Source organism: Wolbachia endosymbiont (group A) of Dendrolimus pini (assembly GCF_964026835.1).
Classification (GTDB): Bacteria; Pseudomonadota; Alphaproteobacteria; order Rickettsiales; family Anaplasmataceae; genus Wolbachia; species Wolbachia pipientis.
In genome coordinates this window covers 956,307-968,903 of the sequence record NZ_OZ034702.1, presented here as the reverse complement: position 1 = coordinate 968,903, position 12,597 = coordinate 956,307, and the positions used below count along the sequence as shown (strand labels likewise).

The window sequence follows — 12,597 nt, the reverse complement described above, 5'->3', positions numbered from 1 at the left end:
AAATGAAATGAATGTGAAAAATATCTTGTTAGCACTTTTAGTACAAATGATATTCAGTTTGCCGCTATTTGCAGCTGATCCTGTTTTGCTCAACTGCATTAAAACTCCGGAAATATATGACCTTGATGCAAGGCCAAAAAATTTTAGCTCTTCAAACAATTTAAGAAGGAAACCTGGTTCTCCAAATAGTGCAATAGGGGAATTAATACACATAGTGGGTAGAATTACTGATATAAACTGCTTACCAATACAAAATGCTGTAGTTTCTATATGGCACGCGAATTCACGCGGCGTGAACCATTACGATAAGAATATAGAGGATGATCCGAATTTTGCTGGATCAGGAAGGTTTGTAGTGAATAATCTTGGCTATTATAATTTTATTACGATAGCACCTGGTAAAATTGGTGATAGAGCTCCACATATCAACTTTCTAGTTCAACATCCGGATTTTCCGGAATTCACAACGCAAATGTTTTTTGTTGACCATAATTGCGATAATTGTGCTGATCCTGTTCTTGGAGATTTTGTTAGTAATGGGCTTGCAAGCCTTCTCATAACACCATTTACTTACAGTGATCAGGTCATAAAAACCTATACGTTTAACATTACCTTGGGCGGATATAATAAGTTCTCTAATAAAAGATAAAAAACCCTTGCATGTAAGGGAGTCCATAGTAAACTTGAGTGTTATTGTACTTAGGATGTATATGAAAAATATCTTACTGATGTTTTTGCTGTGTTTTATGTACAGTTTACAATTATTTGCAACGGAGATGCCAGCAATGAAAATAACAATTTCTAAAATTTCGCCCGATTTTAAAACAATAGTAACGGGTTTATTTGAGGACAACGAAACCGTAAATGATGGCGGAGTTTTGCAAGGAAAACAGATCATGGATAATATAAAGCAATTTAGCAATTTCAATGGAAGTTTTGGTGAATTTTTCTCTACTACTTTGCCAGAAGAAAAAAATGTCATAGTTGTTGGACTTGGTAAGAAGGATGAATGGAATGAAAATAAAGAATTAAATATTGGTGGTAAAATATATTGTGAGCTAAGCAGATTAAAAATTAAAAAAGCAGCGGTTTTAATCGAAGGTAGTGCAGCAAATGTTGCATATGGTGCGTTTCTGCGTAGTTTTAAGTTTGATAAGTATAAAACTAAAAAGGATGAGAAAATTACAGAGGTAGAGGAGATTACCGTATTAGTAAAAGATGAGCAATTAAGTAATGCTGAAAGATCATTTGAGCACTCAAGGCAAGAAGGTGAGAGTATATTCCTTGCGCGCTCTTTTATAACAGAGCCTCCTAACATTCTATATCCAGAATCCTATGCTGATCATATAAAAAAAGAACTTACTAAGCTTGGCCTTGAAATCGAGGTGCTTGATAAAAAGCAGATGGAAGAGAAAAAAATGGGAGCCTTGCTTGGAGTTGCACAAGGAAGTAGTAAAGAACCAAAATTAGTAGTGATAAAATGGAATGGAGCTGCTAAAGAACAAAAGCCAATAGCTTTTGTTGGTAAAGGCATAACGTTTGACACTGGTGGAGTATCGCTCAAACCTTCACGTGGTATGGAGTCGATGAAATATGACATGGCAGGCTCTGCTGCTGTGGTTGGGGTGATGCATGCTTTAGCAGGACGAAAAGCAAAAGTAAATGCGATCGGTGTGGTCGCACTTGCAGAAAATGCAGTGGGTGGTAATGCTCAAAGACCAAGTGATGTAGTAACTTCAATGTCTGGACAGACAATAGAAGTGTTGAACACCGATGCAGAAGGAAGGCTCATACTTGCAGATGCTTTGTGGTATACGCAAGAGAGATTTTCACCACAATTTATGATTGATCTTGCAACTTTAACTGGTGCTATAGTGGTTGCGCTTGGAAATAACGAATATGCTGGTCTTTTTTCAAATAATGATGAATTAGCAAACCGTCTGATTGATGCAGGAAATGAAGTAAATGAGAAGTTATGGCGTTTTCCTATGAATGAAACTTACGATAAAATTATTGATTCACCGATTGCTGATGTGCAAAATATCGCTCCTGCGGGCTCTGGCGGAGATAGCATAATGGCTGCACAGTTTTTACAGCGTTTTGTGGATGAAACTTGCTGGGCACATTTAGATATTGCAGGCACTGCTTGGCACGAAAAAGGTACTGACATTTGTCCAAGAGGAGCAGTAGGTTTTGGTGTAAGGTTACTTAATAAGTTGGTTGAAAAGTACTACGAAGCCAATGATTAAAGATCTTTATCTGGATTTATGGCTTGACTTACAGCTACATGAACGTTTATTTTTGAGGCGCAGCAAATGAAAGTAGCTGATACATATTTCTTTTTTTCTGGATTCCAGTGTCAGCTACTTTCATGACACCCTGACAACCGTCATCCCGCTACTTGTTAGCGGCTGAGATACCGCGAATGAATCGCGGTATGACGGTTCGTGGCGGCGTGACGATAAGCTCGTCATCCCGCTGCTTGTTAGCGGGATCTAGAGATACCGCGGCGGTATGACGTAGGACTGCTGTCATCCCAGTGCTCCTTTTTTTGTCATCCAAGTAGCCTCCTATGGTGTCATCCCAGTGCCCAGACACTGGGATCCAGTTGAGCTATTTCAACAAAAATACTGCATTTTGAGATGAACGTTTATTTTCACCAGATTATTTACAAGTATAACAATTAAAGTCTGGATTCCAGTGGGCTTTGTTGCATAGCAACTGAAAAAATCTGGTGGCTACTGACAAAATTCATTATAAAATAGCCATTTAACCTTGAAAGAAAAAATATGCCACAAAAAATGAGGGTCAGTAACCATAGCGAATATAACAAATTTCTAGAAAAAAGAGGAAATATTTTTCATTATATCAACGAAGCCATAGAAAAGTGGTACGAGAATGGTCCAAAAATACCAGGTGGCAACAATATTTATAGCGATAAAGTTGTAATTTTGGTGCACATAATAACTTGTTTATTTAGAATAGGCCTGAGGCAAACAGTTGGGTTTATAGCAGGATACCTTGAGCAAATTGGGAAAAATTTGCAAGTTATCAGCTATTCACAATCATCAAGAAGGTTTAAGAAACTCAATATTAAGATCAATGATTGCAGAAAATAATATGGAAGATATCGAAATTGCTATAGACAGTACAGGAATTAGTATATACAACAACACTCCTGGTCATAGCAAAGAAAATAGCGAAGATAGAAAGTATCGCAGCTATGAACAGACAAGAAAATTGCATGTAATGTTGAATACAAACAGCAAAAAAGCCATAGCTGTAAAATACAGTAACGGCTGATCACTATGGAGCTTGTGATTTGCTAAAAGAAGTCGATTTTCAGTATGTCATAAAAGTACTATATGCAGATAGGGCATATGACAGAGAAAAGCTCTATAAGCTGTGTAATCAATATGGTATAAAAACGAAAATTCCTCCGAAAAACAACGCAGCAGAGCATCCAAAGTTAGACTATATGGCTGAGAGAAATTCTGCAGTCAAGCTCATAAAGTCATATGATGAAGATGGTATAAAGAAGTGGAAAAAAGAGATGAGTTATGGAAAAAGATCTTATATAGAAAGTTTTTTCTCGCGACTGAAACAAACATTCGGGTTTAGTTTTAGGAATAAATCTGAGACAAATAGAGAGAAGGAACTACTTGTTAAATGCTATTTGCTCAATAAGTTCACTGATATTGGTATGGCTAAATTTGAGATAGCTTCATAAATTTATTGTGCGTTACCTACTATCCGAAGAGCGATGCAACAAAGCCATCCCAGTGTCAAGCACTGGAATGACACCGTCTTGGATGGAAACCAGTGTTGGCTACTCGGATGACATCATAGGGGCGCTGGGATGACACCCTGACAATCGTCATCCCGCTGCTTGTTAGCGGCTAAGAGATACCGCGGCGGCATGACGTAGGGAAACCGTTTTTTGGGTTAGCTATAACAGTAGTCAGGAAACAATAGCTTAAAAAGAGACTTAGTGTTAAATTTCTAATAGATTACTTATAAAAACAAATCTTATGGAAAGCAGAGCTAAGGCTTGGTTCATTTGGCTGATTAGTAACTTGGTTGTTATATTCAGCAACATGCAGATAATTTATACCTTTATAAGTGTAAATCTCGAAAAGGAACTTGGACTTACAATCGCGCAAGTTGCACTGGCTAATTCAGCATATACTTGGACTTTCGCCATCTTACAATTTTTTAGTGGAGCAACGTTTAATGTTTTTTCCAGTAAAAAAATTTATTTTTTCTCGTTATCAACTATGATCTTGGGGTTTTTTGTCCTTATTAATAGTGACAATTTCTCCCATTTGATTTTGTCTCAAGTGTTGATTGCAACTGGAGCATCATTTGGTTTTATTGGTGCTGCTCACACAAGTAGCATATGTTTTTCCGCTGCCCAATTTGGACTAATGTTTTCACTAGTGCAGACAATTTCAAGCCTTTCTGCTTTGGTAATTCAAATACTGTTCTCTAACTTGCTTGCCGAAGATGCATATTGGAAAAATCTGATTGTATGCATAATACTATTTGGTGTGTTGATATTTGTACTTACGCTTTTTTGTCCAAACACACTTCCAGAAAGCAGCTCAGAAAAGCGCACAATAAAAAGCTCTATGAAGACAGTAATGTGCTCTATATTAACAGTGCTAAAATTAAGAGATATCTGGATAACTTCAGTGGTGGGTGCTATTACTTTTGGAACATTTTTAGCACTTAATACCTTGTGGGCTCCAAGGTTACTGGGCAACTCAGAACTCAATGCAATGGAGTCAGGTATAGCAACTGCAATACTATGGCTTGGTCTTGCAGTTGGTGCTCCAATTGCAGATCGAATCTCAAACTTATTTAAAAATAGGAAACATGTAATTTCTGCTTTTGCTTTATTGCAAGGCGTCTCAATTATTATTTTACTATACAGCCATTTAACAGTCCACGTTGTGTACTTTTGTATGTTAATGTTCGGGTTTTTTGCGGGAGGACATATGCTTAATTTTACTGTCGGCAGCGAGATTGTGAAACGAAAATACATCAGCACATCATCATCCATTATCAATGGATTTATGTTTATTGGCAGTGGAGTTATAGTGTCAATGTTAGCACTTTTTACAGATCATAAAATGGCACTTTTTGCAATATTTGCGATATTGATAGTTGCCGGTATTTTAAATTATGCAACAAAAGAGACATACTCTAAAAAATAAAGTAGCTGAATCTCGAGTCGATTGCTATATTATATTTACGTATTGTAATATTTATCAATAATGGATCACGTTACAACAAAAGACACAACAGTAACTAAGGCAACGATAGCTGGAGATATAAACCAAGAAATAGGATTATCAAAGGAAGACTCTGTTTCGATAATAGATGATATATTGGACGAAATAAAGACAAGCTTGGTAAAGGATGGAATAGTAAAAATATCGTCATTTGGAACATTCTTGGTTAAGAAAAAGAAGGAAAGACCAGGAAATATACCAAATACATCGGAGAAAGTGATGATTCAGGCAAGAAATTCAGTTTCTTTTAGGCCTTCAAAAATTATAAAAAAATCAATCAATAATTAATGAACAAGGAAAAATTATTTTATACGATTGGGGAAGTAGCTGAAGAGCTACATTTGGAACAGCATGTTTTGAGATTTTGGGAAGGTCAATTTCATCAAATTAAGCCTACAAAGCGTAAAGGAAGAAGGCTATATGATCGCAAGTGTATAGAGGCCATAAAGAAAGTAAAATACATGCTATATGATAAAGGATATACAATAAAAGGAGTGCAAAAAGAATTTGGTAATGATATAAAAGTCACAAAGAATTTGTTGCAAGAACTCACCGATTTGAGGGACTATTTAACTAGTAAAATAAATAACGAGGAAAGTAACAAGCAGGCGTGAAACACTACGTCTCGCTAAAATTTTGGAGTTTTGTGAGAGTTTAAAATGTGGCATATAGCCTCATTTCTTATGTTATTAGCAATATTAATAGGCTGTGGCCTGCAAAAACCTGCACCTGTGCTGCTTAAAGGCGAAGAATTTTACGGAAAAAGAGATCTGGAATATACAAGAGAGTACCATTTAATTAGGGAGCCTTCAGTGCAAAAAGAAAGTAGAAAAGCCATCATAAATAGGATATACAAAGATAACAATAATACACAAAATGTGGGGGTAAATTGTAAATTTGTAATGCCAGTTAAAGGTTCAGCTACCTCTTCTGATGAAATGTGTAAGGATGGCATAAAAATTGCTGCTCAAAATGGAACGAACGTAGTTTCCTCTGCACTAGGCAAAGTGATATATGTAGGCAAAGGGCTGAGATGGTATGGGAATTTAATTATAGTGGAACACAAAGATAATTACATGACTGTGTACTCCTATTTAAAAAACATACATGTTGAAATTGGCGATAAAGTAAAGCAAGGTCAAGTAATTGGATCTGCAGGTAAATCAAGCACACAAGATAAAGATCCACAGATGTGTTTCACAATACGACATAATGGCCAAGCGGTTGATCCTTTGATGCATATGAACTGTAATTGAATTTGGATTTATATGAAATATGATTTTAAAAGTGTTGAAAAATTTTATCAAGATAAATGGGATTTTTCTGTAAGCAAGAGTGGTAAACAAGAAAAGTGTTACGTGTTGGAAATGTTTCCATATCCATCTGGTAAAATTCATATGGGACACTTACGTAACTATGCAATAGGGGATGTGATAGCGCGTTACAAGAGAGCTAATGGATTTGAGGTTTTGCATCCAATTGGCTGGGATGCGTTTGGATTACCAGCTGAGAATGCAGCAAGGGATAACAATATTAGCCCCGAAACATGGACAAAAGAGAATATAGATAATATGCGTACACAGTTGAAATCTATAGGTCTTTCTTATAATTGGGAGCGTGAACTCTCCACATGTGAGCCTGATTATTACAAACACGAACAAAAATTTTTCCTGGATTTTTTAAAGCATGGGCTTGCCTATCGAAAAGAATCATGGGTTAACTGGGATCCAGTGGACCAAACAGTGCTTGCAAATGAACAGGTGGTTGATGGAAAAGGATGGCGATCAGGTGCAGTTGTTGAAAAACGTAAGTTGTCCCAATGGTTTTTAAAGATTACTGATTTCGCTGAAGATTTACTCAAGTGCCTGCAAAGTTTGAAAAATTGGCCAGAAAAAGTCAAAACAATGCAGGAGCGTTGGATAGGAAAATCTGAAGGAGCAACTATAGAGTTTGAAGTAGTTGGCCTGAATAAGAAATTAAAAGTTTTTACAACTTATCCTCATACTTTGTTTGGGGCTTCTTTTTGTGCAGTGGCAGCAGAGCATCCTATTGTGCAGGATTTAAAGAATGGTTCTTCTGTTGTCATCCCAGTGCTTGACACTGGGATCCAGGAAATAAAATCGAAAAGAGAGAACGATGAAAAAATAGGAGTTTACACCGGATTAAACGTCAAACATCCATTTCTTGATAAGGAATTGCCGCTTTACATAGCGAATTTTGTGTTGATGGAATATGGGGAAGGCGCGATTTTTGGTTGCCCTGCACATGATCAGCGTGACTTTGAATTTGCACAGAAATATAATTTGCCGATAATTCCCGTTATTTCTTCAGCCCACTTAGGTGTCATTCCAGCGCGTGACCAGAATTCTTACAATGGATCCCAGTGTCAAGCTACTCAGATGACAAAGGAGGCGTATACTGGAGACGGGACAATGTTTAACTCCGAATTCTTAAACGGATTAATGGTTAGTGAAGCAAAGGAAGCCATAGTTAAAAAATTTGAAGAAAAAAAAATAGGCAAAAAAACAATAAACTATCGTTTGCACGATTGGGGAGTTTCAAGGCAGCGTTATTGGGGATGCCCTATACCTATCATATATTGCAAAGATTGCGGAACTGTTCCAGTGCCAGAAAAAGACCTTCCTGTAGTTCTACCAATAGATGTAGAATTTACAAGTGGTGGCAATCCGCTGGATAAGCACCCAACTTGGAAATTTGTTAATTGTCCAAAGTGCGGAAAGCAAGCAGAGCGTGAAACTGATACATTCGACACCTTTTTTGAATCTTCCTGGTATTTTGCTGCATTCTGTAGTGAAGATAAATCAATAGACAAAGATGCATGTAATCGTTTTATGCCTGTTGATTATTATATAGGTGGGATAGAACATGCAATTCTGCATTTGCTTTATTCAAGATTTTTCTGCCGTGCTTTAACCAAATGTGGCTATTTTGATATTAAAGAGCCTTTCTCTACTTTAATCACTCAAGGAATGGTCTGCCATGCAACTTATAAAGACGAAAATGGTAAGTGGCTATTTCCCGCAGAAGCAAAAGAATTAATAGCGCGAGGTGCAAAAGTTCAAGTGGGCAAAGTTGAAAAAATGAGCAAATCGAAAAAGAATACAGTTGACCCAAACTTTATCATAGAAAAGTATGGTGCTGATACTGCTCGCTTGTTTGTGTTGTCCGACACTCCTCCGGAGAAAGATATGGAATGGTCCGATGATGGTGTGGAAGGTTGTTCTCGTTATGTAAATAAATTGTGGCGTATGGTCATGCAGCTAAGACCTGTAAATATACACTATGATAATGAAAATGTTACGGGTGGACTTCTAGAGTACAGAAAAAAAATTCATAAACTCTTACACGGACTTACAGATGACTTGGAAAACTGCAGATTAAACTGTGTAGTGGCAAAATTTCGTGAGATGACGAATTTAATAGCTGAAATAGACGTAAAAACTGGAAAATCTCTTATTGATGAAGGTATATGTATATTAATCAGAGTAATCGAACCATTCATACCACATCTAGCTGAAAGCCTATGGCAAGAAATAGGAGGTCAACCTTGGCCAAAAGCTGATGAATCATTATTAGTTGACGATACGGTAACTATAGCAGTGCAAATCAATGGAAAATTACGTACAACAATCAAGGTGGCAATTAACTTACCTCAAGAAGAATTGAAGAAAATAGCGATAGACTCTGTGTCCAGTAAGATCGATCAAAGCAAAGTTCGCACTGTATATGCTGTACCAAATAAGATAGTAAATATAGTTATATAAAAGACCTGAGTAGTACGTTTTATATAATCTGATTTTATGGCTATACTTTTTTTGACATGTAGTTATATCTTTTTTAATATAAAGGATATATACTTATGCATTATATATTTTTTTGTATGAGGAGTTATATGAAAATAAAGAGATTGTGCGTTTTGGCTGTGTTGCTTACTTCATCTCTAGCAGGTGCAGCTAGTAATAGTGCAAGTAAGTCAGAAGATAAGTACTATGCAAGTTTAAACTTTGGTGCTGGTTGGGGTGGTGGCTTTAAAATGAAACCTGGTGTTGTTCTTGGTTAACATTATGACCAAAACTCTAAATTTGAACTTGAGGTTCTCAGTAATATTAAGTCATTAAAGAGCATAGGAGCTAGCTTATTGGCAAACTACCGCTTCTATCCTGACCTTGATATTGATCCCGTTAAACTATATGTCAGCGGAGGTTTAGGAGGATATCTCCAAATAACACCTTTTGGCTTTGGTGTTAGTGATACAGTTGATGGTGATGGCGATAGTTCACAAGAAGAAAAAGAAAAGGAAGAAGAAACACAAGGTGCTCCAGAATCAGGTGGTGAAGCTGCTGGTTCATCTGTAGTAGATAAAATACTGAGTTCTATTTCCTATAAACTAAAGTTAGGTGTTGATTATGAAATTACTCCGCAGATAATTGGTGCAGTTGGTATGACCATGGGTGGGCAACTAAGTGGTATAAAAGCAAAACAAATACCAGATGCAACTCTAGAGATAGGGGTACGTTATAATTTTTAATGCTGCTACTTAGTTCATAAAGGTAGAGACGATGTTGAGGATGAAATAAACAGCATTAAAAAAAATCCGAAAACGTATTTTCGAATATGGTTTTGAACGCTAGCTATAGATTAGAAAAATAACAAGAAAAAGGGTAAACATACTGTAATTGCTGTTGAATGATGGAGTCCATTATTTTAGCACGAAGTAACGAATTCAGTAGAATAAGTTCTTCAAAAATAATTTAAACTTTTATTAGTAGGAGCAGTCTCATGGAATATTATAGCGATCTCACTAAAAGAAACTTTTATAAGTATCGTTGATAAGAAAGGAAAAATTGTTAAGGAAGAAGTTGTTGCAAGAGAAAGTAAGGCAATAGCTGAATTTTTTCTTGGTCAAGGCAAAAATGACCTTACCCAGAAAAAGTGGAGAGAAAGTGTGGAATGTTTTTTACAAAAAGAATGATGCATCAAATTGTTCTGGAATGCAATAGTTAATAGTGACGTTGTTTGTTATAAAAAATTTCTATGTATTCAAATATTGCAGTTCTAGTTTGTTGAGCAGAGTGTTGTGAAGTATCAATAAGTATTTCTCTTTTCAATGAGCTAAAGAAGCTTTCTGCAACAGAATTGTCGTAACAACAGCCTTTATTACTCATCTATATTCTTTACAGCTAAGAGATATTGATACCCTTGCGCAGTATATTGTGAACCTTGATCACTATGTAATAGTAGATTTTTAACAGGTTTACGCCTATTAATGGCCATTAATAAAGAGTTCATAACCAATTGTTTATTTATTGCACTACTCATTAACTACCATACGTGAGAATTATTGCTGCCAAATATAGCCATCCCTCCTTGGTTTTGATGTAAGTAATCCCATACTTTATTTGGTTGATCAACAATAAAGTTTTGATCTAGTATATTGGGAGCTACAGCTCTATTATCTGTTTGTTGTTTTTTAATTTTAAACTTTCTTTTCAGTATAGCCCTGATGTCATTTTTCTGCATAATACTTTGCACCGTTTTCAAATTGCAACTTTTACCCAAAGCCTTCAATTCAGCATGAATTTTAGGAGCTCCATATCTACATTTAGAAACTTGATATATTTTTTGAATAGCTTCGAGTAGCTCTTTATTTGCTGATTCTCTACTGCTTATTTTTCTTGTAGTCCACTTATAGTAGCCACTAGCAGAAAATCCTACATAATTCCTGTACTTTATAGCAGTTACTATATAAAAAAATATTTTACTCTTTTTGACTGGCCAGGGCTTTTTTTTAAATGTCTCTTTCCCTTGTTACTCTTGCTTTGTAAATCAAACCTCTCTTTGTCATAAGGTGCTACATCTGGAAATGCATTTGCCGCTGACTTTTTTTCGTTATATTTCTTCATCCATTTTCCTAATACACTATCCCTTATTCCTAGATCTCTTGCTACTTTTGCAACTGGTTGACCTACCTTTCTTTGTTCATTTGCCAGTTTAACAGCTTCCAATTTGAATTCTGCTGTATATTCTCTTACCATTTCTAATCCTCCAAAATTTTATTTTACCCAAAAAAACTCTTTTCTTTCTCTCCACTTTTTCTGGGTAAGGTCAAACAATGACTATGCAAAAAACCTAATAACATGTATAATCTATAAATAATTTCTGAGGTAGATTGTGAAACTAGGTGTTAATATCGATCACGTTGCAACCCTCCGCAACGCACGCGGAACTTCTTATCCAGATCCATTGAAAGCAGCAGAAATAGCCATTGACGCTGGAGCAGACTTTATTACTGTACACTTACGAGAAGATAGAAGGCATATTAGAGATGAAGACGTATTTAACCTAAAAAAAAGCATTAGCACTGAGTTAAATCTTGAAATTGCAGCCACGGAAGAAATGCTTGAAATAGCAAAAAAGGTAAAACCCTATTCGATTAGTATAGTACCAGAAAAAAGAGAAGAATTAACAACCGAAGGTGGCCTGGATATCGTGAATATGCACAGTAAACTTTCTAGTATAATAGAGGAAATGCATAGCTCTAGCATAAAAGTCTCACTGTTTATCGATCCAAATATTGATCAACTAAAATATCTTGAAAAGCTAGGGACAAAACCTGACATAATAGAAATTCACACAGGGGATTACTGTGATAATCCATCAGAAAAAAAGTTACAGTTAATTACTAATGCTGCAGAGTACGTCAATAAATTAGGAATAGAATGCCACGCAGGACATGGCATAACTTATAAACACGCTAAGAAGATGACAAGAATACCTCACATCTCAGCTCTTAACATAGGCCACTATTTAATTAGCGAAGCTGTATTTTACGGCTTACACAGCGTAGTAAAAACAATGAAAATGACAATGTCTAACTAACTGCTGCTTTTTCCTTCTCATTTAAAATACTTAAAAGAGTTTGGCTTGCTTTAAATTTTACCCTTGTCTTTTTAGGAACAGTCATGATCTCACCACTTTGGGGGTTACGACATTGTTTTTCCTGACTGATAGCAGTAGAAAATGTTCCTATTCCATGCAAACGTATTTCACCTTTCCCATGAAGCTCATTCTTTATTATTTTAATAAACGCATCATGAATCTTGCTCAAATCAGATTTTGTTATATCTATATTCTGACTAGAACAATCTTCCTTTAATTGTTTTATTATATCTTCTTTACTCATAAATTACCTTAATATTGAAAAAACCACATAAATAGCATATTATGTTGACACCGATAGTCAACTAAATTCATCACAAAAATAGAGGATATCATACAT

At 35.9% G+C, this 12,597-nt stretch carries 17 protein-coding genes and 1 pseudogene; 13 read left to right on the top strand and 5 right to left on the bottom strand.

Going from position 1 to position 12,597, the window contains the following annotated elements:
* Window positions 1-7 precede the first annotated feature (7 nt).
* The 12 genes and pseudogenes from AAGD66_RS04870 to AAGD66_RS04815 all read left to right on the top strand — a co-directional run bounded on the left by AAGD66_RS04870 (window position 8) and on the right by AAGD66_RS04815 (window position 9,846).
* Window positions 8-649: a protocatechuate 3,4-dioxygenase gene (locus AAGD66_RS04870; RefSeq protein ID WP_155968861.1), complete on the top strand. Its 642-nt coding sequence runs from the start codon at window positions 8-10 to the stop codon at window positions 647-649.
* Window positions 650-746: 97 nt separating this feature from the next.
* The gene (locus AAGD66_RS04865) at window positions 747-2,249 is read left to right on the top strand and encodes a leucyl aminopeptidase (protein ID WP_174515790.1); all 1,503 of its coding nucleotides are present in this window, start codon (window positions 747-749) and stop codon (window positions 2,247-2,249) included.
* Between the two features lie 540 nt (window positions 2,250-2,789).
* A complete protein-coding gene (locus tag AAGD66_RS04860) occupies window positions 2,790-3,119 on the top strand; it encodes a transposase (RefSeq protein WP_007548762.1) in 330 nt (109 codons plus the stop codon).
* A gap of 1 nt (window position 3,120) precedes the next feature.
* On the top strand, window positions 3,121-3,303 hold the full coding sequence (locus AAGD66_RS04855) for a transposase (protein ID WP_167347183.1): 183 nt from the start codon (window positions 3,121-3,123) through the stop codon (window positions 3,301-3,303).
* A gap of 19 nt (window positions 3,304-3,322) precedes the next feature.
* The gene (locus AAGD66_RS04850) at window positions 3,323-3,730 is read left to right on the top strand and encodes a transposase (protein ID WP_007548764.1); all 408 of its coding nucleotides are present in this window, start codon (window positions 3,323-3,325) and stop codon (window positions 3,728-3,730) included.
* Between the two features lie 7 nt (window positions 3,731-3,737).
* The gene (locus AAGD66_RS04845) at window positions 3,738-3,863 is read left to right on the top strand and encodes a hypothetical protein (protein ID WP_256437788.1); all 126 of its coding nucleotides are present in this window, start codon (window positions 3,738-3,740) and stop codon (window positions 3,861-3,863) included.
* 168 nt (window positions 3,864-4,031) lie between these two features.
* On the top strand, window positions 4,032-5,219 hold the full coding sequence (locus AAGD66_RS04840) for an MFS transporter (protein ID WP_141456806.1): 1,188 nt from the start codon (window positions 4,032-4,034) through the stop codon (window positions 5,217-5,219).
* Between the two features lie 60 nt (window positions 5,220-5,279).
* Window positions 5,280-5,585, top strand: a complete 306-nt coding sequence (locus AAGD66_RS04835) for an integration host factor subunit alpha (protein WP_006279881.1) — start codon at window positions 5,280-5,282, stop codon at window positions 5,583-5,585.
* A complete protein-coding gene (locus tag AAGD66_RS04830; RefSeq protein WP_006279880.1) occupies window positions 5,585-5,911 on the top strand; it encodes a MerR family transcriptional regulator in 327 nt (108 codons plus the stop codon). Before AAGD66_RS04835 ends, AAGD66_RS04830 begins: the two co-directional genes overlap by 1 nt.
* Window positions 5,912-5,956: 45 nt before the next feature.
* On the top strand, window positions 5,957-6,553 hold the full coding sequence (locus AAGD66_RS04825) for a murein hydrolase activator EnvC family protein (RefSeq protein WP_264723755.1): 597 nt from the start codon (window positions 5,957-5,959) through the stop codon (window positions 6,551-6,553).
* A 12-nt stretch (window positions 6,554-6,565) separates the two neighbouring features.
* Window positions 6,566-9,082 (top strand): leucine--tRNA ligase, encoded by a 2,517-nt coding sequence (leuS, locus tag AAGD66_RS04820; protein ID WP_264723754.1) that lies wholly within the window; start codon window positions 6,566-6,568, stop codon window positions 9,080-9,082.
* Window positions 9,083-9,210: 128 nt separating this feature from the next.
* Window positions 9,211-9,846: pseudogene (locus tag AAGD66_RS04815) on the top strand (hypothetical protein).
* Between the two features lie 472 nt (window positions 9,847-10,318).
* On the opposite strand, the gene AAGD66_RS04810 reads toward AAGD66_RS04815, so the two are convergent.
* The 4 genes from AAGD66_RS04810 to AAGD66_RS04795 form a co-directional block, all read right to left on the bottom strand.
* Window positions 10,319-10,483 (bottom strand): IS3 family transposase, encoded by a 165-nt coding sequence (locus tag AAGD66_RS04810; protein WP_010082072.1) that lies wholly within the window; start codon window positions 10,481-10,483, stop codon window positions 10,319-10,321.
* Window positions 10,476-10,637: a DDE-type integrase/transposase/recombinase gene (locus AAGD66_RS04805; protein ID WP_010082071.1), complete on the bottom strand. Its 162-nt coding sequence runs from the start codon at window positions 10,635-10,637 to the stop codon at window positions 10,476-10,478. Before AAGD66_RS04805 ends, AAGD66_RS04810 begins: the two co-directional genes overlap by 8 nt.
* A 3-nt stretch (window positions 10,638-10,640) precedes the next feature.
* Complete coding sequence (locus tag AAGD66_RS04800) at window positions 10,641-10,937, bottom strand: IS3 family transposase (RefSeq protein ID WP_231115910.1); 297 nt, start codon at window positions 10,935-10,937, stop codon at window positions 10,641-10,643.
* Window positions 10,938-11,059: 122 nt separating this feature from the next.
* Window positions 11,060-11,353: a transposase gene (locus AAGD66_RS04795; protein ID WP_007548709.1), complete on the bottom strand. Its 294-nt coding sequence runs from the start codon at window positions 11,351-11,353 to the stop codon at window positions 11,060-11,062.
* A gap of 136 nt (window positions 11,354-11,489) precedes the next feature.
* Here AAGD66_RS04795 and AAGD66_RS04790 point away from each other — a divergent pair, with 136 nt between their 5' ends.
* The gene (locus AAGD66_RS04790; RefSeq protein WP_006279877.1) at window positions 11,490-12,197 is read left to right on the top strand and encodes a pyridoxine 5'-phosphate synthase; all 708 of its coding nucleotides are present in this window, start codon (window positions 11,490-11,492) and stop codon (window positions 12,195-12,197) included.
* Here AAGD66_RS04790 and AAGD66_RS04785 read toward each other — a convergent pair.
* The gene (locus AAGD66_RS04785) at window positions 12,190-12,501 is read right to left on the bottom strand and encodes an HU family DNA-binding protein (RefSeq protein WP_006279876.1); all 312 of its coding nucleotides are present in this window, start codon (window positions 12,499-12,501) and stop codon (window positions 12,190-12,192) included. The genes AAGD66_RS04790 and AAGD66_RS04785 overlap by 8 nt on opposite strands.
* Window positions 12,502-12,597: the final 96 nt, after the last annotated feature.